Below are 19,383 nucleotides of genomic sequence, written 5' to 3'. Positions count from 1 at the left end.
CTCGCCAACATTTTTCAACGGCCTGCTAACCCACTAGGAACCGTCATGCGCGAACGCACCATCGCCAGCCACTTTGTCCGCGCCGCCTTGCGCGGCGCCGAACGCCAGGGCCACGACTGCACGCCGCTGCTGCGCCAACTGGGCATCCAACCGGCGCTGCTCGACGAGCCCCGTGCACGCATCGCCCCTGAGCAATTCGCCCGCCTTATGCAACTGCTGTGGGAAAGCCTCGACGACGAATACCTGGGCTTCGGCCGCCTGCGCAGCAAACGCGGCACCTTCGCCATGATGTGTTACGCGATCATTCACTGTCATTCACTGGAAAAAGCCCTGGGCCGCGGCGCGCTGTTCTACAGCCTGTTCCCCGAAGCCCCGGCCATCAGCATCCAGCGTGAAGGCGACTGGGCACGCCTGAGCGTGGACGACTCAACCCTGTGGGACCCCGACCATTTTCTGGTGGAAAGCCTGTTGGTGATCTGGCATCGCCTCGGCAGCTGGCTGATCGGTCAACGCATCCGCCTGGAAGAAGCCACCTTCACTTATAGCCAACCCGCCCACGCGGGCGAATACGAACTGCTATTCCCCTGCACCCGACGCTTTACAGCTGGACGCACCAGCCTGCTGTTCCACGCGCGCTACCTGGCCATGCCGCTGCTGCAGGATGAACGCACACTCAAGCAATTTCTCCAGCACTCCCCCGCCGACCTGCTAGCCCGCCCGGATGGCGGCGACAGCCTGATCAGCCAAATCCGCCGCCTGCTCGGCCGCGACTGCAGCAACTGGCCGGACCTGGACGCCGTCGCCCAGCAACTGCATATGAGCCCACAAACCCTGCGCCGCCACTTGCGCGAGGAAGGCTCGAGCTTTCAGGAGTTGAAAGACCACCTGCGCCGCGACCTGGCGATTTATCACCTGGGACGCGATGAGCTGGCGATTCAGGATATTGCTGAGCAACTGGGGTTTTCCGAGCCGTCGGCGTTTCATCGGGCGTTTAAGAAATGGACGGGGCTAACGCCAGGCGCTTATCGAGCGCAGGAGAGTTAGGATCGACAAAATAGTAGATGGGTTGAGCAACGCGATACCTATCAAATTGTTGTCGCGCTTTCACCCTGGACCAGCGCGCAAGATTGGGGATTGGGACTAACAGAACCTGAGGGCGAAAACGCGCCAGCCTATGGACCCGATGACCGAACCGCGCGCTCGTCCGCCTCGAAGGCTTGCAACCATTGTTTAAGCTCGCTGATCGGCTTAGGCCTGCACAGCCAAAATCCCTGAAGCAGGTCGCAGCCATTGGCCTTTAGGCGCAGGGCCGTTTCGGCGTTTTCAATCCCTTCACCCACAACCCGGTAGCCTAGGCTGCGCGCCATCTGGATGGCAGTGGCGACAATCACATCGGCGCTTTCACTGATGCAGATATCCTCAATCAGCGAGCGATCCAGCTTCAGTTCCGAGGCCGGCAGCTGCTTGAGGTAGGACAGGGAGGAATAGCCGCTGCCAAAATCGTCGATGGATATCTGATAGCCCAGTTCAGCCAGACCATTCAGCGCCTGCAGGCTGCGCAGAGGATCGAGCATGGCGGCTGTTTCGGTAATTTCCAAGGTTAGCGCGCGCGCCTGTAGGCCACTCTGCTGCAGAGCCAGATCCAGTACATCCCGAAGCTCGCTGGACTCCAGATCGCGAGCGGAAACATTAATGGCGACGCTCAATTGGGGGTTGTCATTGTGCAGTTCCGCCAGATCTCTCGTGGCCTGGCCGATGACCCATCGGGTCAGCTGGGTGATCATGCCCGTGTCTTCGGCCAGAGGTATGAAATCTGCCGGGTTTACCCAGCCCCGCTCAGCATGGTGCCAACGAATCAAGGCCTCCACACCGACGATCTGCCCGGTTTTGAGATCCTGCTTGGGCTGGTAATAGAGCATGATCTGGTTCTGCTGCAGGGCATTGCGCAGGTCCGCCATCAGGGTCAGGCGGCTCTCGTTATAAATATCGTACTTGGGCGAATAGATGCCGGTCTGGTTACCGTCCCGGGGGGCGATTTCCATGCCGACATGGGCGTTGCGGATAAGCTCGGCGGCAGATTGGCCGTGCTCGGGATAACTGGCCGCGCCGAAGCTAGGTTGCAGTTCAATGGCCAGGTGATCCAACCATATCGGCTCGGCCAAACGCCTCAACGCAGTGTTGAGGGCTGAAAAATCGTTTCCGGCCTTGTCTATGTCAACCAGCAAGCAAAAACAGTCGCCCGATAGGTGATAAACCCGCTCTTCGCGGCCTTGGTCATCACGAATGGCTTGAATAAAGGGCAGAGCCGCAGCCAACTCAACCATCTGCTGCGCCACACACTTCATTATCCATTCACTCCTGGCCAAGCCAAGGGTGCGATTGATTTCATCCAACCGTGTGATCCGCGCAAGCCCCACCATATATCGGCGCTCAGGGGCCTGCTGCAGTTGCTGATCCACCATCCACTCAAAGCGGTTGCGGTTGGGCAACCCGCTCACCGGGTCGTGGGTCAGGGCCTCGGTAAGCAGGTTCTGCGCGATACTGCGCGACTGCGCCTCCTGCAGGCTGGCGGCCTGGGCGGCGATCTTGTCTTCCCGTTCACGATAAAGCCGGTCCGCCAGCGCCAGAGTCAGGATAAAAGCTTCGAGCGCAGAGCCTATCTGCATGCCGTTCTCGGTAAAGAAATTCTCGGGAAAGCCCCCGAGCGCCCTACCCGCAGTTGCGAGCACCCCGATCGTCAAGGGCGTCCACGCCAGGGTAAAAAATGCCCCGGCCCTTACACCTGCCGCCCAGACCACCGGGCCAGCGACCAGCAGCAGCGAGAAAAAGAACAGCGCAGAAAACGAGGCCAGCTGGATACCCCGCTGATAGTCGAGAAAAGGTGCGGAGAAGAGGAACAGCAGCTCGAAGACCATCATGCCGATCAGCACTTTATCCAGCCGCGGGCTGTTAATTCGGGTATTCAGAAACTCCCGGCAGAACAGCAGGGAAAACAGCGCCAGGGCGGGTATCGACACCAGCAGCACCTTGGCGTGCAGTGCCGGCGACTGGGGATAGAGGTGCTGAAAGCTGAAGCCTTTGATGGAGGCAAAAAACAGCAAATAACCAAGGAGCGCGAGGGCGTAGTAGAGATACAGCTTTTCCCGCAGGCTCAGGTACACCGCAAGGTTGATCAAGATGATGACGAAAATGCAGCCGTAGTAGAAAAAATGCAGCTTCAACTCATAGGCGGCGGTTTCAAAAAAGCTCTGCTCGCGCGCGATACGTAGCGGAACGATCATAGACCCGGCCGTCGCGACCCGGACAAAGACAGTCTGCATCTCTTCGGAAGCCAGGGACAGGCGTAACAATACGCTCGGGTGATCCACGTCACGTGGATAAAAAGGCCGGCTATCACCGGTTTTCAATTCCTTGACGGGTGCGCCATCGGCATAGACGTAGAACACTACGTCGTCCAACTGGGAGTAGCCCAGCTCGGCAATCAAGTTCAGGTTCAGTGGGGTTTGATTACGTACGGCAAAGCGCAACCAGTAAGCCGACTGCGTAATGCCGAAGGCGGCGCTGCCATTAGCAACCAGGGACCAGCGATCATCCGGTAGGTTGACCACCTGATCAATCTGAGCGTCGCCTGCGGTGTCCTCCCAGTACTGGAAATGGGACTGAAAATTGGCCGCTGGAGTGATCTCAGTCGGCTCTGGTTGCGCCAAAACCTCAAGACTCAGACAGGCAACTACAACGGCAACCAGAAGGCTTAACGCCCGGTTCAGATGCACGGAATGATGTCTCCATCGGCGGCCAGTGGATGGCACTTTATTTTTTCTTATTGCTCGCAGTGTAGACCTTTGATACCTGAAGGGAAGCTCCACAAATGGGTACCCGTGTAGCGTTTTAATGCTGATAAAGAAAAGTACCGAACCCTGGCCGGTCAGCGACCTCTAACGACTATCGCGACTGGAGGAATGACTAATGAGCCAACTACCCGAGCCCGTTCTGCAGGCCATACAACGCGGCGATCACGACCAGGCCATTCGCATGCTTAGCCTGAACCAGGGCGTCAGCCCGCAAGCAGCCCAAGAGCAGATAAATACCTACCTCGACCAAAACCCGCCAATTCGCATGCGCGGCGCCGGCATCATTGGACTTAGCAGGACCAACGCCCTGATATGGCTGGGCCTGATTGCACTCATGGTGGTGGTTTATCTGGTGCTGATGAGCTGAGCACGAAGGGTGGGCAAGTCACGCTGCGCTAAGCGTCATCACATCGGCAGCCTGGGGTATGGCTGCGCTCAAACCTTGTGAGGATTAGCCCTGCACAGCCGGTACTTGCCACTCGCCGTTGCAGACAACCTCTGGCGCCTGTCTAGCCAATCTTTAGCGCCACATCCAAAGATGTGACGGCCATAAATGGCAGGCATAAAAAAACGGGAGCCCAATCGGGCTCCCGTACTCATTCTCAGAGAAATGCCGGCACAAGCCTCACGCCCGTACCAGCTACAACCTCACCTGCGTCCCCGAAGAAACGCATGCCGCAGTGTGGCAAAAAAGCCTGGGTAACTCCGTTTAGCTTTGTTGCCGCTTTGCAAAGAAATGTAAACGCCCCGCCGGCTGGCCGTACAAAGCGCCGCGCGGCAGAATAGGCAGATGAATACAGCCTACTTACCACACTGCTGCAGCCCGCTGAATGACCACTGGCCATTGCCGCACCAACTGCCGTCAGTGCAGTTGATCAGCACCCGCTTTAGCCCCGACCTGCTGGATGCGGCGGATTTCAACCGCTGCGCAGTCGAGCCCGTGCGCGGCGCGGCCAAGCGCCAGGCCGAGTACCTGGCCGGACGCCTATGTGCACGTGAGGCCTTGCTGCGTTTGACTGGCACCGCGGCAGTTCCAGCCTGTGGCGAAGACCGCGCACCGCAGTGGCCAGCCGGTATAGTCGGCTCCATCACCCATGGCAGCGGTTGGGCCGGCGCCGTGGTAGGTAACAGCACAGATTGGCGCGGCCTGGGCCTGGATATCGAGCAAATCATGCCGGCCAGCCGCGCCGAACGCCTGGCTGGCGAGATCCTCACCCCAGCCGAGCTGTTCCGCTTGGAAGCCTTGCCAACTGAACAACGTGCGCCACGCATCAGCCTGATCTTCTCGCTCAAGGAAAGCCTGTTCAAGGCACTCTACCCGCAGGTATTGCAGCACTTCTATTTTCAAGATGCCGAGCTGCTCAGTGTCGACGCCGACAATAAAGTGCGTATGCGCCTGTTGATTGACCTGCATGCGGACTGGCCTGCCGGCAGTGAGCTGGAAGGCCAGTTCGGCGAGTTCGACGGTTATCTGCTCAGCCTGGTCAGCATCGCGCGCTGATCTGTCGAGCGCGGCAGCCCAAAGCGCTAGGCAAATCCGCTAAACTCGGCCGATTGCCGTCTGGAGTGCCCTATGCGCGAAGATTTGAATCAAGGCCTGATCGAGTTCCTCAAGGCCTCGCCAACCCCTTTTCATGCCACCGCCAGCCTGGCTCAGCGTCTTGAAGCGGCCGGTTTTCAGTACCTGGACGAGCGCGCCAGCTGGCACACCGAGGCTGGCGGCCGCTATTACGTGACGCGCAACGACTCCTCGATCATCGCCTTCAAACTGGGCAAACGCGCCCCGCTGGAAGGCGGCATTCGCCTGGTTGGCGCACATACCGACAGCCCGTGCCTGCGGGTGAAACCGCAACCAGAGCTGCAGCAGCAGGGGTTTTTCCAGCTCGGCGTCGAAGTATACGGCGGCGCATTGCTCGCGCCCTGGTTCGACCGCGACCTGTCGTTGGCCGGCCGGGTGACCTACCGCCGCGACGGCAAAGTAGAAAGCCAGCTGATCGATTTTCAAAGCCCGATTGCGATCATTCCCAACCTGGCTATTCACCTCAACCGCGAAGCCAACCAGGGCTGGGCGATCAACCAGCAGATCGAGCTGCCGCCGATCCTCGCACAGGTATCCGCCGATGAGCCGGCCGATTTCCGCGCGCTGATCACTGATCAACTGGCGCGCGAACACGACTTCAGCGCCGATGCGGTGCTCGATTACGAGCTGAGCTTCTACGATACCCAGAGTGCGGCGGTGATTGGCCTGAATGGCGACTTTATCGCCGGCGCGCGGCTGGACAACCTGCTGTCCTGCTACGCCGGGTTGCAGGCGCTGCTGGCCGCGCCGGATGAAGAAAGTTGCGTATTGGTCTGCACCGACCACGAGGAAGTCGGTTCCTGCTCGGCCTGCGGCGCCGACGGCCCGATGCTCGAACAGGTATTGCGCCGCGTACTGCCGGACGGCGATGCCTTCGTGCGCACCATCCAGCGCTCGCTGCTAGTCTCGGCCGATAACGCCCACGGCGTGCACCCCAACTACGCAGACAAACACGATCAAAACCACGGACCCAAGCTCAATGCCGGCCCGGTGATCAAGATCAACAGCAACCAGCGCTACGCCACCAACAGCGAAACCGCCGGGTTCTTCCGCCATCTGTGCCTGGAAAATGAAGTGCCGGTGCAGAGCTTCGTCACCCGCAGCGACATGGGCTGCGGCTCGACCATCGGTCCGATCACTGCCAGCCAGCTGGGCGTACGCACCGTGGATATCGGCCTGCCGACCTTCGCCATGCACTCGATCCGCGAACTGGCCGGCAGCCATGACCTAGCGCACCTAGTGAAAGTGCTGACGGCGTTCTACGCCAGCCCTGAGCTGCCTTGATCGTTACTCCGGTGCGTGGCAGCTAGCGCTTGTACTGCTGCCGGTAAGCCGCCGGGGTCAGGCCGGTGACATGCTTGAAGGTACGGCGAAAACTGGACTCATCGCTATAACCCAGGGAGTCGCTGATCCGGCTGATCGAGTCCATCGTGAGGGTCAACCGCTCGCCGGCCTGGTTAAGTTTGATCAGGCGCACCTGATCGGCCACCGCCAGGCCGGTTAACGCCTTTACCTGACGCGCCAAAGTCCGTGCGGAAACGGCCAACTCGTCAGCGAGCCGCTGCACACTCAGCTGCTGCGCCGGCAGTTGCTCTACCAACAGATGCAGGCGGCGCAACAGTGGCTCGGTCTGCTGCATCAAGCCAACGGAACGAAACACCGGCGTCGCCGGCTCTGGACGCGGCAACACCATCAGCGTGGCGATCTCGCGATAGAGCAGCGCGCCCAGCTGCTCCTCGATCAGCGCCCGGGCGATCGACAGGTAACCGCTGACCCCGGACGCCGTGGCAGTCAGACGATTGCTCACTTGGGTCTGCTCGAACTGCCACTCCACTTGGGGAAAACGCTTCTGCAGACTGGACGCCAGCCACCAGGTGGCCGTCGCGCGCTCACCCTGCAAACGCCCGCTCTGCGCCAACAAGCAGACGCCGGTGCAGTAGCTCCACAATTGCGTTGTACGCGGTAGCTGGCTTAGCGCCCGGATCAAGGCATGGTTGGCGCCCAACGCCTGGGCGATCATCGCCTCAGAATCTGCCCAGAGTCCGGGAATCAGCACAGCGCTGCAGCCGGCCTGGGCCAGGCTGCTCTGCGGCTGCAAGCGCATGCCCTGGGCACAATCAACCGCTTCACTGTCCAGGCCCAGCCAACACAGCTCGAAGCGCAGCTCACCCACGCGCCGATTGGCCGCCGTCAGTAGGTCGGCGAAAGCAAACAGGCCCGCTGGCATGCAACCGGGGTATAGCAGCAGACCGATCCTCTGCACAGGCATGAAATGTCCGATTTATGGCAATTTCTGCCATCTTTATCCCGCAGGCGGATTTTTACAATGGCCACTCCTGCCTCGGAGGTCACCATGAAAATCACTCAACTGCGCAATGCCACCCTGATCGTCGAATTCGGCGAAGTTCGTCTGCTGGTCGACCCCATGCTGGCCGCCCAGGGCCAGTTGCCCGCGCTCAAGTACCTGGCCCGGCGGCGACGCAACCCGCTGGTCGAGCTACCAGGCAACGCTAGTGAGCATCTGGAGCGTGTAACTCATTGTCTGATCACCCATTGCCAGAAAGGCCATTTTGACCACCTCGACCGAGCCGCCATCCGCTGGCTGCGCGAGCGCAATATCCCGGTGCTGTGCATGGCGGAGGATGCGGATTACCTACGCAAGCGCCGGCTTAATGTGCAGGAGCTGCCTAGCCAGAGCGGCGGGGCCTTCTTCAACGGCACTATCCAGGCGATTCCCTGCCTACACGGCGAGGGCTTTATCGGCAGTTTGATGGCCCACGGCTACGGCTATTTCATCCAGATTCCACAGGAACCCAGCCTCTATATCGCCGGCGATACCCTGCTCACTGCAGACGTTCGCCACTGCCTGACGCAGCTGGCACCGACAGTCAGCGTGTTACCGGCAGGCGGTGCACGCTTCGACCTAGGCGGCGACATCATCATGGGTCAGGCCGAGATTCTCACAGCACTCCAGCTCAGCAGCGGCATCATCGTCGCCAACCACCTGGAAGCCCTCGACCACTGCCCGGTGACTCGCGCAGGCTTGTTGCAAGAGGCCACTCGCCGGGGAATCTGTGAGCACCTACGCGTACCACTGGATGGCGAAACTCTGGAGTTTTCACCAGTACAGCAAAGCCAGGTTGTCGCTTAGATAGCCATCACTCTGGTACCTCGACGCTCACATGCAGAGCGTCGTGGCGCCAGAACTCCAGATCGCAGTCAATCAGCCGGCCATGCTGGTCGCGGTTGATTCGCACGATACGCAGCGCCGGGCTGCCTACCGCCACTTTCAACGCTGACGCGGCTTCGCTGTGCAACGCCGTGGGCACCATATCGAAGCGCACTCGGCCGTAATGAATGTCGTATTCGCTGGCATACAGTTCGGTCAGCGAACGGGTCAGGTCGAAATCCAGAATGCCGGCGAAGTAATTCGGATTGAGGTAGTGCTCGACATACAACACCAGGCGGCCGTCGATCCGCCGTGCACGGCGAATCTGGTAGACGCTGGACAGCGCCGGCAAGGCCAGTAGCTGGCAGATCTCGGCGCTGGCGGGAATCAGCCGCGCGCTCAGCACTTCGGTGGCCGGCACCCGGCCCTGTTCGCCGACCATGGCGTGAAAGTGGCTGCGCACCAGCGGGTTGTAGGCCACGCGCGGTGGCGAAACAAACCAGCCGCGACGCTCCTCGCGGTAGATCAGCCCCTGGGCCTCAAGCTGGCCCAGTGCCTCGCGCAGGGTGATGCGCGTGGTATCGAATACCTCGCTGAGCTTGCGCTCGGCCGGCAACTGACTTCCCGATGGCAACAGGCCGTGTTCGATCTGCTCTTCCAATGCCCGGCAGATAGCTGTGACTGCCCGCGGCGCTTCATCGCGCATCAAGACCTCCATAACTGGACTAGTCCAGCCCCATTTCGGGGCGTCAACCTGTGAGTGCAGCGGTAAAACCCATATTTCAAGTTTAAGCAGTCTTGATGACCACGCCATGACAACTTTCTTTCAGCACCAGTAAAAGCTGATAAAACTTGGCTTGCAGACCATACATGACTGAATTTGTTGATGGTCTACGCTAGTGGTGCGCCAGTTTGTGCAACCCGGCTGAAGCCGGTAAATGACCAAAATACATAAAACTGTCATTTAACAAGCCTAAATTGGCCTGGGTCTTGCTGATCTAGACCAGAACTTTTCACTGCACGCACTTCAATCGCAAAGGAGTTTCCAATGAAACAACTGCTGCTGGCTTCACTGATGGGCTCAGCCATCGCCCTGGCCACCTCGGCCATGGCTGCTGAAACGGATCTGCAAGCACTGGAAAAGGCCGCGCGCGCTGAGGGCGCGGTGAACAGCGTGGGCATGCCGGACAGCTGGGCCAACTGGAAGGACACCTGGGTTGATCTGGAGAAGAAATACGGCTTGAAGCATATGGACACCGACATGAGCTCGGCCCAGGAAATTGCCAAGTTCGCCGCCGAGAAGGAAAACGCCACCGCAGACATCGGCGACGTCGGTGCGGCCTTCGGCCCCATTGCCGTACAGCAGGGTGTTACCCAAGCCTACAAGCCGAGCACCTGGGAGCAGATTCCAACCTGGGCCAAGGACACCGACGGTCATTGGATGCTGGCCTACACCGGCTCCATCGCCTTTATCGTCAACAAGCAACTGGTCAAGGACATCCCGCGCTCCTGGGCGGACCTGAAAACCGGCACCTACAAAGTCTCTGCCGGTGATGTCAGCACCGCCGCACAAGCGGTAAACGGCGTACTGGCTGCCGCCATCGCCATGGGTGGTAATGAAAGCAACGTGCAACCGGCGCTGGATTTCTACGGCGAGCTGGCCAAACAAGGCCGTCTGTCGCTGGCCAACCCGACCATCCAGACCCTGGAAAAAGGCGAAGTGGAAGTCGGCGTGGTGTGGGACTTCAACGGTCTGAGCTACCGCGACCAGATCGACCCAAGCCGCTTCGAAGTGCTGATCCCGTCCGATGGCTCGGTGATCTCCGGCTACAGCACCATCATCAACAAATGGGCGAAAAACCCCAACGCGGCCAAACTGGCGCGTGAGTACATCCTCAGCGACGCCGGCCAGATTAACCTGGCCAAGGGTAACGCCCGACCGATCCGCGCCGAGCACCTGACCCTGCCAGCCGACGTGCAATCCAAGCTGCTACCGCAGGAGCAATACGCCAAGGTGCAGCCAATCAAGGATGCTGCTGCCTGGGAAGCCACCTCCAAAGCACTGCCGCGTCTGTGGCAGGAACACGTCATCATCAATATGAACTAACGCAATCTGGCCCCGGATACACTCCGGGGCCGATTCGGTTGCTAAGGCTTTCAATCATGTCGCACAACGTCATCCTCGTGGTTCTGGATGGCTTGAGCTATCAGGTGGCTCAGCATGCGCTGGGGCATCTGCAGGCTTACTGCCAGGCTGGGCGAGCCGCGCTGTACAAGCTCGATTGTGAACTCCCAGCGCTGTCACGCCCGCTGTATGAAGCGATTCTGACTGGTGTTGCGCCCATCGACAGCGGCATCGTCAATAACGATGTAGCGCGCCTGTCGACACAGCGCAGCATGTTCCACTACGCCCGCGATGCTGGCCTGATTACCGCAGCGGCGGCCTATCACTGGGTCAGCGAGCTGTATAACCGTTCCCCTTTTCAGGCAGCCCGTGATCGTCATACCAACGATGCGGCGCTGCCGATTCAATACGGCCACTTTTACTACGCCGACCATTACCCGGATTCGCACCTGTTCGCCGACGCAGAAAGCCTGCGCCTGCGCCATACGCCCAACCTGCTGCTGGTGCACCCGATGAATATCGACGACGCCGGCCACAAGCACGGCCTCGACAGCGCGCAGTACCGCAACAGCGCACGCATGGCCGATGTGCTGCTGGCCGAATATATCCAGCCCTGGCTCGACGCCGGCTACCAGGTTCTGGTGACCGCCGACCACGGCATGAACAACGACCGCAGCCACAACGGCCTGCTGCCGGAAGAACGCGAAGTGCCGCTGCTGGTACTCGGCAGCGCCTTCAGCCTCAACCCCAACGCCCAGCCGAAACAGCTGGAGTTGTGCGGTACGGTCTGCGAGCTGCTCGGCGTGGCCCACGACAAACCTGTCTGCCGGGAGCTCCTCGCATGATATCTGCCCTACGCGGCAAAGGGTTGGCGCTGCTCTGCCTGCTGCCCTTTGCCCTGTTCTTTATCGCCTTTCAGATCGCCCCACTGCTCTGGGTCGCCAGCAACAGCCTGCATACCGCCGAGGGCTGGGGCCTGGGCAATTTCCAGCAGGCCTTCGCCTCACCGTTCTACCGCCAGGCGATGCGCCACAGCTTGGAAGTGGCGTTCTGGTCGAGCTTGATTGGCATCAGCATCGCCATCCTAGGTAGCTACTCGCTGCGCCAGGTCGACAGCAAGTTGCGCGACTTCGTCATGGCGTTTTCCAACATGACCAGCAACTTCTCTGGCGTACCGCTGGCGTTTGCCTTTGTCATTCTGCTGGGTTTTAACGGCGCACTGACCATTCTGCTCAAGCAGGCGGGGATCATTGAGGACTTCAACCTCTACTCCAAGACCGGCTTGATCGTGCTCTACACCTACTTCCAGATCCCCCTCGGTGTGTTGCTGCTCTACCCGGCCTTCGATGCCCTGCGTGAAGACTGGCGCGAGTCTGCCGAGTTACTTGGCGCGAGCAACTGGCAGTTCTGGCGGCATATCGGCATCCCCGTACTGACCCCAGCACTGCTCGGCACCTTCGTTATTCTGCTGGCCAACGCCCTGGGCGCTTATGCCACGGTGTATGCGCTGACCACCGGCAACTTCAATATTCTGCCGATCCGTATTGCCGCCATGGTCTCCGGCGACATCTTCCTCGACCCGAATATGGCCAGTGCCCTGGCAATGATTCTGGTCGGTCTGATGACCCTGATCACCATCGTTCACCAATGGCTGTTGCGCCGGAGCTACCATGTCCCACGCTGAAAAACGCTCCCAGCTGTTCCATCAGCTGGTGGTCTACACCTTGATGCTGATTCTGCTTATGCCGCTGCTGGGCACTCTGATCTACTCATTGGCCACCAGCTGGTCGGCGACCATTCTGCCCAGCGGGCTGACCTTCAAGTGGTACGTGGCGCTGTGGACCGATGCGCGCTTTCTGTCTGCCTTCGGCCGCTCTTTGCTGGTGTGCTTTGCCGCACTGGCCTTGTCGTTGGTATTGATACTGCCGCTGCTGTTCGTGGTCAGTTATCACTTCCCCAAGCTCGACGCGGTGATGAATGTGCTGATTTTGCTGCCGTTCGCCATTCCACCAGTGGTCTCGTCGGTGGGCCTGATGCAGCTGTTTGCCGGTGGCCCGCTGCCGATCCTCGGCACGCCGTGGATCCTGATTGGTTGTTACTTCACCATCGCCCTGCCGTTTATGTACCGCGCGATCAGCAACAACCTGCAAGCGATCAACCTGCGCGACCTGATGGACGCCGCCCATTTGCTGGGTGCCAGCACGTGGCGCGCGGCCTTTATGGTGGTGCTGCCCAACCTGCGCAAGGGCATGATGGTTTCGATTTTCCTCTCCTTCAGCTTCCTCTTTGGCGAGTTCGTGTTTGCCAACCTGTTGGTCGGTAGCCGCTTTGAGACCCTGCAGGTGTACCTCTACAACATGCGTAACGACAGTGGTCATTTCACCAGCGCCCTGGTGATCTCCTACTTTATGTTCGTGCTGCTGATGACCTGGGCGGCCAACCGCCTGAATAAGGACAAGTCATGAGTTATCTGAGTATTCAAGGCCTGCATAAAAGCTACGGTGCCACCTCGATTTTCAGCGATATCAATTGCGAAATTGCCAAGGGTGAATTCATCACCCTGCTCGGCCCATCTGGCTGCGGCAAATCCACCCTACTGCGCTGCATCGCCGGATTAACCGGGGTCAATGGCGGGCAGATTCTCCTCGACGGTGAAGACTTGGTACCCGTTGCCCCGCAAAAGCGTGGCATCGGCATGGTGTTCCAGAGCTACGCGCTGTTCCCCAACATGACCGTGCAGCAAAACGTCGCCTTTGGCTTGCGCATGCAGAAGGTCAAAGGCAGTGAGGCTGAGCAACGGGTCAAGGAGGTACTTGAACTGGTCGAGCTGAATGACTTTGCCAACCGCTACCCACCACAGCTCTCAGGTGGTCAGTGCCAACGTGTCGCCCTGGCACGCTCGCTGGTCACCCGCCCGCGCCTGCTGCTGCTGGATGAGCCGCTGTCAGCGCTGGACGCACGTATCCGCAAGCATCTGCGTGAGCAGATCCGCAACATCCAGCAGGAGCTGGGCCTGACCACCATCTTCGTCACCCATGACCAGGAAGAAGCGCTGGTCATGAGCGACCGCATCTTCCTGATGAACGGCGGCAAGATCGTCCAGAGCGGCGACGCCGAAACCCTCTACACCGCGCCGGCCGATGCCTTTGCCGCCGGTTTCATCGGCAACTACAACCTGCTCGACGCCGATGCCGCCAGCCGCCTGTTGCTGCGGCCGATCCATAGCCGCGTGGCGATTCGCCCGGAGGCTATCCAGATCGGCGCACAAGGCAGCATCGAAGGACACATTCGCAGCCACCGCCTGCTCGGCAACGTAATCCGTTACAGCGTCGAAGCCCGTGGCGTTGAACTGCTGGTGGATGTACTCAATCGCTCCCCCGCTGACCTGCACGCCCGTGGTCAGCACATCAACCTGAACATTGAAGACAACGCTATCTGTGAGGTGGCCTGATGGCCCTGGCAATTTTCGACCTGGACGAAACCCTGATCGGCGGCGACTGCGCCAGCCTATGGACCCAGGAAATGGTCAAACTTGGCTGGGCCGACGCCGACAGTTTTATCGCCCATGAACAGGAGCTGATGCGCCAATACGCTGCCGGCGAGCTAGCCATGGAGGACTATATGGCCTTCACCCTGTCGCCACTGGTGGGTCGCACGCCGGAAGAAGTCGCCCATGTGGTAGAGCCCTTTGTCGAAGACGTGATCGAGCCGATTTTCTATAGCGACGCCACCCGCTGCCTGGCCAACCACCGCGCCGCCGGTGACCGGGTACTGGTGATTTCCGCCTCAGCGCATTTCCTGGTCAGCGCCGTTGCCGCACGTTTAAAGATCGAGGAAGTGCTGGCCATCGATCTGGAAGTTCAACATGGCCACTACAGCGGCCGTACCCAGGGCGTAATGACCTACCGCGAGGGCAAGGTCAGCCGTCTGCGTGATTGGCTGCAAGAACAAGGCGAAGTGCTCGATGGCGCCTACTTCTACTCCGACTCACGCAACGACCTGCCGCTGCTGCAGGTGGTCGACAAACCCTATGTGGTCAACCCCGACCCCACGCTGCTGGAGCATGCGCAGCAGGCTGGCTGGCCAGTCCTTAGCTGGCGCTGATAACGCTCTGTAGAATGCAAAGACCCACGCCTGTGGGTCTTTTGCTAAACGCTCAGTTAAAGTGCGAGCACTATGTCGATCCAAATGTCTCGCCCCAATGGTTCCCATGAACATTTACCGTAACCCACCGACTGAGTCCGCCAAAACGCTGCTGGCAGCTGCCGGATTGCCAACTGCTGATCTAGAGACTGAGCACTTCGCCCACTTTATCGCCAGCGGCCCGGAGCATGCACTTGAAGCGCTGATTGGCCTACAACCTTACGATGAGGCAGCACTGCTGCGCTCACTGGTGGTCAGCCCAATGACGCGCGGCAAGGGTTATGGCGGCGCACTGGTCGCCGAGATCGAAGCCTATGCACAGCAACTGGGTGTACGTGAGCTGTACCTGCTGACCAATACCGCAGAAGCGTTCTTTACCCACCATGGCTACAGCTTGCTTGATCGGGCTGACGTGCCTGAGGTAATTCGCCAAACGGCAGAGTTTTCTAACCTCTGCCCCGCCAGCGCGGCATGCATGCACAAACGCATCGGAGCGCATTGATGGATTGCAGCTCTCCGCTCGCAGCCTACCAACAGGCTATCGACCGCGACGGTTTTAAGTCCGACCCGGCGCAGTGGCAAGCTGCCCAGGCGTTGCACGATTGTCATCAGGCCTTGCACCAGGCCACACCGGCGCATCCGATCAACGGGGTGTATCTGTGGGGGCCGGTTGGCCGTGGCAAGACCTGGCTGATGGACAGCTTTTACAAAGGCTTGAAGGTCCCGGCACGGCGCCAGCATTTTCACCACTTTATGCGCTGGGTGCATATGCGCCTGTTTCAGCTCACGGGTACGCCGGACCCTCTGCAGGCGCTGGCGGTGGAGCTAAGCCATGAAGTACGCGTGCTGTGCTTTGACGAGTTGTTTGTCAGCGATATTGGCGATGCGATCATTCTCGGCCGTCTGTTCCAGGTGATGTTCGAACAGGGCATGGTGCTGGTCGCCACCTCGAACCAGCCGCCAGAACTGCTGTATGCCGAAGGTTTCAACCGCGAGCGCTTTCTGCCTGCGGTAGCCGCCCTGCAACGGCATATGCAGGTGGTAAGCATCAACGGTGAGGAAGACCATCGCCTGCACCCGGGCACCGCGCATACTCGTTACTGGGTCGCCACGCCTGGGCTGCCCAGCGTATTGAGCCGGACTTTTAGCCAGTTGGCCGCAGGCAAACCCAGCAGTGATCAGCCCCTAATCCTTGGGAACCGCAGCGTGCAGGCACTGCGTCACTGCGATGGCGTGCTCTGGTGCCGTTTTACCGACCTCTGCGAACAGCCCCTGGCCGCGCCGGACTTTATCGCCCTATGCGACCGTTTCCAGGCCATTTTGCTCAGCGAGGTGCCGAACCTGAGCAGCCCACAACGCGCAGCGAAGATAGCCCGAGGCACCGAAGATAGCGTTGAGCGTGTGCAGGCCGGTGATCGGCAACTGCCCGCCCTGTCAGTCAAGGATGACAGCGTGCGGCGCTTTATTGCTCTGGTGGATGAGTGCTACGACCGCAAGGTGCCGTTGTACCTCGAAGCCCAGGTACCGCTCGCCGAACTTTATACCGAGGGCTACCTGAGCTTCGCCTTTCGCCGCACCATTAGCCGATTACAGGAAATGCAGCTGCAACGCTTTGGCACGTAATGCTTTGGGGCTTTAAGAATCTTTTTGAAGTCTTGCGAGCAGAGCCATGCAAGGCGCTACGTTAGTAACAGCCTCCGGCTGGTCAAAGCAGGCAAGGAAGCGGAGTGTACTTTTGTACATGAGCATTCCGAGCCTGCTTTTAACGCAGCAGGGCCGACGCGCAGCAGACTGTAAGTAGACTTAGGCCTGCATGGCCCAGCCATGCACACTCATCGCCGCCTGGCGTAGCGCTTCCGAGCGGGTTGGGTGCGGATGGCAGATCAGCGCAATATCTTCAGCCGAAGCGCTGAATTCCAGGGCCACGCAGTACTCGCCGATCAGCTCGCCGGCGCTGGGGCCGATGATATGCACGCCGAGAATCTGATCGGTGCGCTCATCGGCTAGCACTTTGACGAAGCCTTCGGCCTCATGATTGATCTTCGCCCGGCTGTTGGCGGTAAAGGGAAACTTGCCGACCTTGTAGCCGCGCCCTTCAGCCTTCAACTGCTCCTCGGTCTTGCCCACGGTGGCGACTTCCGGCTTGGTGTAGATCACCCCGGGAATCGCCTCGTAATTGACCTCGGCAGCATGCCCGGCGATCCGTTCGATACAGGCGATCGCTTCATCTTCGGCCTTGTGCGCGAGCATCGGCCCGGAGGTCACATCACCGATAATCCAGATGCCCGGCACGCTGCTGCGGTGCTGCCGGTTTTCCAACATGCCGCGCTTGTCGGTGGCGAGACCCGCGGTTTCCAAACCCAAGCCAGCGGTATAGGGGCGGCGGCCAATGGCAACCAGCACATAGTCAGCCTGTAGTTGCTCGGCAGCGCCGCCAGTAGCGGGCTGCAGCTCAAGGGTCACGCCTTTGGCGGTAGCCTTAGCGGCGCTGACCTTGGTAGCCAGTTTGAAATTCATACCCTGCTTGCTCAGGGTGCGCTGCAGGGTTTTCGCGGTTTCATCATCCAGGCCGGGGCAAATACGGTCGAGGTATTCCACCACTGTCACTTCACTGCCCAGACGCCGCCACACCGAGCCCAGCTCCAGACCGATCACCCCGGCCCCGATCACCACCAGATGCTTGGGCACCGTGGGCAGAGCCAGCGCACCGGTTGAGTCGAGGATGCGCTTATTATCAATCGTCACTCCAGGCAGTGGCGTCGGTTCCGAGCCGGTGGCGATCACGATGTCCTTGGCCTGCAGCTCGCGTACGCTGCCATCGGCCAGGGTCACCGTGACCTTGCCCGGCCCATTCAAACGACCCCAGCCCTTGATCCACTCGACCTTGTTCTTGCGAAACAGAAATTCGATGCCCTTGGTCAGGGCCGTTACGCTCTCATCCTTCTGCTTCATCATCTGCGCCAGATTGAGCGTTGGCGTGACCTCGATACCGAGGTTATTGAGCTCGCCGCTGGTCGCCGCTTCGTACAACTCCGAGGCATGCAGCAACGCCTTAGACGGCATGCAGCCGACATTCAGGCAGGTGCCTCCCAGGGTCTCGCGCCCCTCGATGCAGGCGACTTTCAGGCCCAGTTGCCCGGCACGGATAGCCGCGTTGTAGCCGCCTGGGCCGCCACCGATGATCAGCACGTCATAGTTGCTCATGGAATTGCTCCTAGGGTTTAGCGAACCAGGGCCGCGTTCGCTGCCGGCCGTGGGCGCAGCAGGTGGAAGGCGCAGAACGCCGCGACGGCGAATAAAGTGTTCAGCAACACCATAGGCCAAGCCGAGCCATCCGCCAGCAGGCTGAGCAAGACGCCGCTGCAGGTGGCGCCGGCCATTTGCGCAAAGCCCATAAAGCCTGCGGCCAGACCGGCGCGGTGGGCATTGGGGATCACCGCGCCAGCCACCGATGCCGGCAGCAACATGCCACCGCCCAAGGTGACCAACACCTGGGGCAACGACAGGCCGAGCAATGACAAACCAAACAGCAGATAAATCGCCAAAGTGGCCAGGGCGCCGCTTACCACCAGTGCCGCACCTATGCCGACTATCTTCTCGGGGCCCAGCTGCAAAATGCGCCGTTGGGTAAACAGCGCGCCGGCGATCAGCGCCGAAACAATTGCCGCGAAGGTGATGCCGTATTGCGCCGGACTCAGCCCCAGCAGGCCGATATACACAGCTGAAGAGCCGGCAACTACCGCAAACATCGCGCCATAGGTGCAGGCCAGCGTCAGGGCCAACGCGCGGAACGAGGCGGCGCGCAGCAGATCGGCATAGTTGCCGGCCAAGCTGCTCAGTTGCCCGGCCTGCGGATCGAGCTGGCGATTGCTTTCGCGGTACAGGCCCAACACTGCAACAACGATGGCAACCCCGATCAGCAGTGCCAAGGCAATCGGCGCGCGCCAGCCGCCATATAGCGTCAGCACGCCGCCCAGCATCGGCGACAGAACGATGGCGCAGAGCATGCCAATCACCGTCAGCGCCAATGCAGGCCCAGCCTGCGCCTGCCACACATCGCGAACGATGGCCCGCGCCAGAACCAATGCCGCGCAAGCCCCAAGCCCCTGCAGCACGCGGGCAGCAATAAATTCACCCATGCTGCTGGCCAGCAGCATCCACAAGGTGGCGAGCAGATAAACCAGCAACCCGGCGATCAACACCGGACGACGGCCGATGCGATCCGACAGCGGACCGAGCAACAACTGACCCAGGCCAAAGGCGGCGACGAAAGCAGATAGAGCCAGCAGGCTGCTGCCGGGGCGGGCCGTCATGATCAGCTCGATAACGCCCAGGCTGGGGATGATCAGCTGAGTGGAAATCTCTCCAAGGGCGGTCAGGGCCACCAAAATCAGCAGCAGGCTGCGCGACGGCAAGGGATAGGGATGCATGGGCGTGGGTCCTGTGATCACGGGCTGGCGTGGCTCGCCAAACACTAATATTTCAACCATAATATAAATAATTAAATTATGCTTGT

The 19,383-nt window shown here is 60.1% G+C and carries 18 protein-coding genes; 13 read left to right on the top strand and 5 right to left on the bottom strand.

The features are described 5' to 3' along the window. Positions 1-45: 45 nt before the first annotated feature. A complete protein-coding gene (locus AACX99_RS07480) occupies positions 46-1,044 on the top strand; it encodes an AraC family transcriptional regulator (RefSeq protein ID WP_339410689.1) in 999 nt (332 codons plus the stop codon). A 128-nt stretch (positions 1,045-1,172) separates the two neighbouring features. Here the strand turns inward: AACX99_RS07480 and AACX99_RS07475 are convergent, their stop codons facing one another. Further along, positions 1,173-3,866, bottom strand: a complete 2,694-nt coding sequence (locus tag AACX99_RS07475; RefSeq protein ID WP_339410687.1) for an EAL domain-containing protein — start codon at positions 3,864-3,866, stop codon at positions 1,173-1,175. Between the two features lie 100 nt (positions 3,867-3,966). On the opposite strand from AACX99_RS07475, the gene AACX99_RS07470 reads away from it, so the two are divergent. The 3 genes from AACX99_RS07470 (at position 3,967) to AACX99_RS07460 (ending at position 6,714) form a co-directional block, all read left to right on the top strand. Next, positions 3,967-4,218, top strand: coding sequence for a hypothetical protein (locus AACX99_RS07470; RefSeq protein WP_339410685.1), 252 nt, complete (start codon positions 3,967-3,969; stop codon positions 4,216-4,218). A gap of 423 nt (positions 4,219-4,641) precedes the next feature. Then, complete coding sequence (locus tag AACX99_RS07465; RefSeq protein ID WP_339410683.1) at positions 4,642-5,352, top strand: 4'-phosphopantetheinyl transferase family protein; 711 nt, start codon at positions 4,642-4,644, stop codon at positions 5,350-5,352. Between the two features lie 72 nt (positions 5,353-5,424). After that, positions 5,425-6,714 carry a M18 family aminopeptidase gene (locus tag AACX99_RS07460; RefSeq protein WP_339410681.1) on the top strand — a complete coding sequence of 430 codons (1,290 nt, stop codon included), beginning with the start codon at positions 5,425-5,427 and terminating at the stop codon, positions 6,712-6,714. A gap of 22 nt (positions 6,715-6,736) precedes the next feature. Here AACX99_RS07460 and AACX99_RS07455 read toward each other — a convergent pair whose 3' ends face one another. Beyond that, positions 6,737-7,699 carry a GlxA family transcriptional regulator gene (locus AACX99_RS07455; RefSeq protein ID WP_339410679.1) on the bottom strand — a complete coding sequence of 321 codons (963 nt, stop codon included), beginning with the start codon at positions 7,697-7,699 and terminating at the stop codon, positions 6,737-6,739. Positions 7,700-7,783: 84 nt separating this feature from the next. On the opposite strand from AACX99_RS07455, the gene AACX99_RS07450 reads away from it, so the two are divergent. Beyond that, positions 7,784-8,581 (top strand): MBL fold metallo-hydrolase, encoded by a 798-nt coding sequence (locus tag AACX99_RS07450; protein ID WP_339410677.1) that lies wholly within the window; start codon positions 7,784-7,786, stop codon positions 8,579-8,581. Between the two features lie 7 nt (positions 8,582-8,588). Here the strand turns inward: AACX99_RS07450 and AACX99_RS07445 are convergent, their stop codons facing one another. Then, the gene (locus tag AACX99_RS07445) at positions 8,589-9,305 is read right to left on the bottom strand and encodes a UTRA domain-containing protein (RefSeq protein ID WP_160015038.1); all 717 of its coding nucleotides are present in this window, start codon (positions 9,303-9,305) and stop codon (positions 8,589-8,591) included. Between the two features lie 342 nt (positions 9,306-9,647). Here AACX99_RS07445 and AACX99_RS07440 point away from each other — a divergent pair, with 342 nt between their 5' ends. The 8 genes from AACX99_RS07440 (at position 9,648) to zapE (ending at position 16,490) form a co-directional block, all read left to right on the top strand. Then, a complete protein-coding gene (locus AACX99_RS07440) occupies positions 9,648-10,706 on the top strand; it encodes an ABC transporter substrate-binding protein (RefSeq protein WP_339410671.1) in 1,059 nt (352 codons plus the stop codon). A 56-nt stretch (positions 10,707-10,762) separates the two neighbouring features. After that, on the top strand, positions 10,763-11,569 hold the full coding sequence (locus tag AACX99_RS07435; RefSeq protein WP_339410669.1) for an alkaline phosphatase family protein: 807 nt from the start codon (positions 10,763-10,765) through the stop codon (positions 11,567-11,569). Continuing rightward, positions 11,569-12,408: an ABC transporter permease gene (locus tag AACX99_RS07430; protein WP_339411446.1), complete on the top strand. Its 840-nt coding sequence runs from the start codon at positions 11,569-11,571 to the stop codon at positions 12,406-12,408. The genes AACX99_RS07435 and AACX99_RS07430 overlap by 1 nt, the downstream gene beginning before the upstream one ends. Next, positions 12,395-13,189: an ABC transporter permease gene (locus AACX99_RS07425; RefSeq protein WP_339410667.1), complete on the top strand. Its 795-nt coding sequence runs from the start codon at positions 12,395-12,397 to the stop codon at positions 13,187-13,189. The genes AACX99_RS07430 and AACX99_RS07425 overlap by 14 nt, the downstream gene beginning before the upstream one ends. Continuing rightward, a complete protein-coding gene (locus AACX99_RS07420; RefSeq protein ID WP_339410665.1) occupies positions 13,186-14,175 on the top strand; it encodes an ABC transporter ATP-binding protein in 990 nt (329 codons plus the stop codon). The genes AACX99_RS07425 and AACX99_RS07420 overlap by 4 nt, the downstream gene beginning before the upstream one ends. Then, entirely contained in the window at positions 14,175-14,828 is a 654-nt protein-coding gene (locus AACX99_RS07415; RefSeq protein ID WP_339410663.1) for an HAD family hydrolase, read from the top strand. The genes AACX99_RS07420 and AACX99_RS07415 overlap by 1 nt, the downstream gene beginning before the upstream one ends. A gap of 106 nt (positions 14,829-14,934) precedes the next feature. Further along, a complete protein-coding gene (gene arsN2 / locus AACX99_RS07410; protein ID WP_339410661.1) occupies positions 14,935-15,369 on the top strand; it encodes an arsenic resistance N-acetyltransferase ArsN2 in 435 nt (144 codons plus the stop codon). Next, positions 15,369-16,490 carry a cell division protein ZapE gene (gene zapE / locus AACX99_RS07405; protein ID WP_339410659.1) on the top strand — a complete coding sequence of 374 codons (1,122 nt, stop codon included), beginning with the start codon at positions 15,369-15,371 and terminating at the stop codon, positions 16,488-16,490. Before arsN2 ends, zapE begins: the two co-directional genes overlap by 1 nt. Before the next feature lie 180 nt (positions 16,491-16,670). Here zapE and lpdA read toward each other — a convergent pair whose 3' ends face one another. Beyond that, on the bottom strand, positions 16,671-18,071 hold the full coding sequence (gene lpdA, locus AACX99_RS07400; protein ID WP_339410657.1) for a dihydrolipoyl dehydrogenase: 1,401 nt from the start codon (positions 18,069-18,071) through the stop codon (positions 16,671-16,673). 17 nt (positions 18,072-18,088) lie between these two features. Then, positions 18,089-19,297, bottom strand: a complete 1,209-nt coding sequence (locus tag AACX99_RS07395; RefSeq protein WP_339410655.1) for an MFS transporter — start codon at positions 19,295-19,297, stop codon at positions 18,089-18,091. Positions 19,298-19,383 lie beyond the last annotated feature (86 nt).

The sequence above is a fragment of the Pseudomonas sp. EA_35y_Pfl2_R5 genome (assembly GCF_963970805.1).
Lineage (GTDB): Bacteria > Pseudomonadota > Gammaproteobacteria > Pseudomonadales > Pseudomonadaceae > Aquipseudomonas.
The sequence above is the reverse complement of the archived record's forward strand: the minus strand, read 5'-3'. Positions and strand labels throughout refer to the sequence as shown.

What these genes read in the sequence shown, in the direction of transcription:
- arsN2 (WP_339410661.1), top strand. Translation starts at nt 14,935, where the DNA reads ATGAACATTTACCGTAACCCACCGACTGAGTCCGCCAAAACGCTGCTG.
- AACX99_RS07435 (WP_339410669.1), top strand. Translation starts at nt 10,763, where the DNA reads ATGTCGCACAACGTCATCCTCGTGGTTCTGGATGGCTTGAGCTATCAG.
- lpdA (WP_339410657.1), bottom strand. Translation starts at nt 18,071, where the DNA reads ATGAGCAACTATGACGTGCTGATCATCGGTGGCGGCCCAGGCGGCTAC.
- zapE (WP_339410659.1), top strand. Translation starts at nt 15,369, where the DNA reads ATGGATTGCAGCTCTCCGCTCGCAGCCTACCAACAGGCTATCGACCGC.
- AACX99_RS07455 (WP_339410679.1), bottom strand. Translation starts at nt 7,699, where the DNA reads ATGCCTGTGCAGAGGATCGGTCTGCTGCTATACCCCGGTTGCATGCCA.
- AACX99_RS07450 (WP_339410677.1), top strand. Translation starts at nt 7,784, where the DNA reads ATGAAAATCACTCAACTGCGCAATGCCACCCTGATCGTCGAATTCGGC.
- AACX99_RS07425 (WP_339410667.1), top strand. Translation starts at nt 12,395, where the DNA reads ATGTCCCACGCTGAAAAACGCTCCCAGCTGTTCCATCAGCTGGTGGTC.
- AACX99_RS07470 (WP_339410685.1), top strand. Translation starts at nt 3,967, where the DNA reads ATGAGCCAACTACCCGAGCCCGTTCTGCAGGCCATACAACGCGGCGAT.
- AACX99_RS07395 (WP_339410655.1), bottom strand. Translation starts at nt 19,297, where the DNA reads ATGCATCCCTATCCCTTGCCGTCGCGCAGCCTGCTGCTGATTTTGGTG.
- AACX99_RS07440 (WP_339410671.1), top strand. Translation starts at nt 9,648, where the DNA reads ATGAAACAACTGCTGCTGGCTTCACTGATGGGCTCAGCCATCGCCCTG.
- AACX99_RS07465 (WP_339410683.1), top strand. Translation starts at nt 4,642, where the DNA reads ATGAATACAGCCTACTTACCACACTGCTGCAGCCCGCTGAATGACCAC.
- AACX99_RS07460 (WP_339410681.1), top strand. Translation starts at nt 5,425, where the DNA reads ATGCGCGAAGATTTGAATCAAGGCCTGATCGAGTTCCTCAAGGCCTCG.
- AACX99_RS07420 (WP_339410665.1), top strand. Translation starts at nt 13,186, where the DNA reads ATGAGTTATCTGAGTATTCAAGGCCTGCATAAAAGCTACGGTGCCACC.
- AACX99_RS07480 (WP_339410689.1), top strand. Translation starts at nt 46, where the DNA reads ATGCGCGAACGCACCATCGCCAGCCACTTTGTCCGCGCCGCCTTGCGC.
- AACX99_RS07445 (WP_160015038.1), bottom strand. Translation starts at nt 9,305, where the DNA reads ATGCGCGATGAAGCGCCGCGGGCAGTCACAGCTATCTGCCGGGCATTG.
- AACX99_RS07415 (WP_339410663.1), top strand. Translation starts at nt 14,175, where the DNA reads ATGGCCCTGGCAATTTTCGACCTGGACGAAACCCTGATCGGCGGCGAC.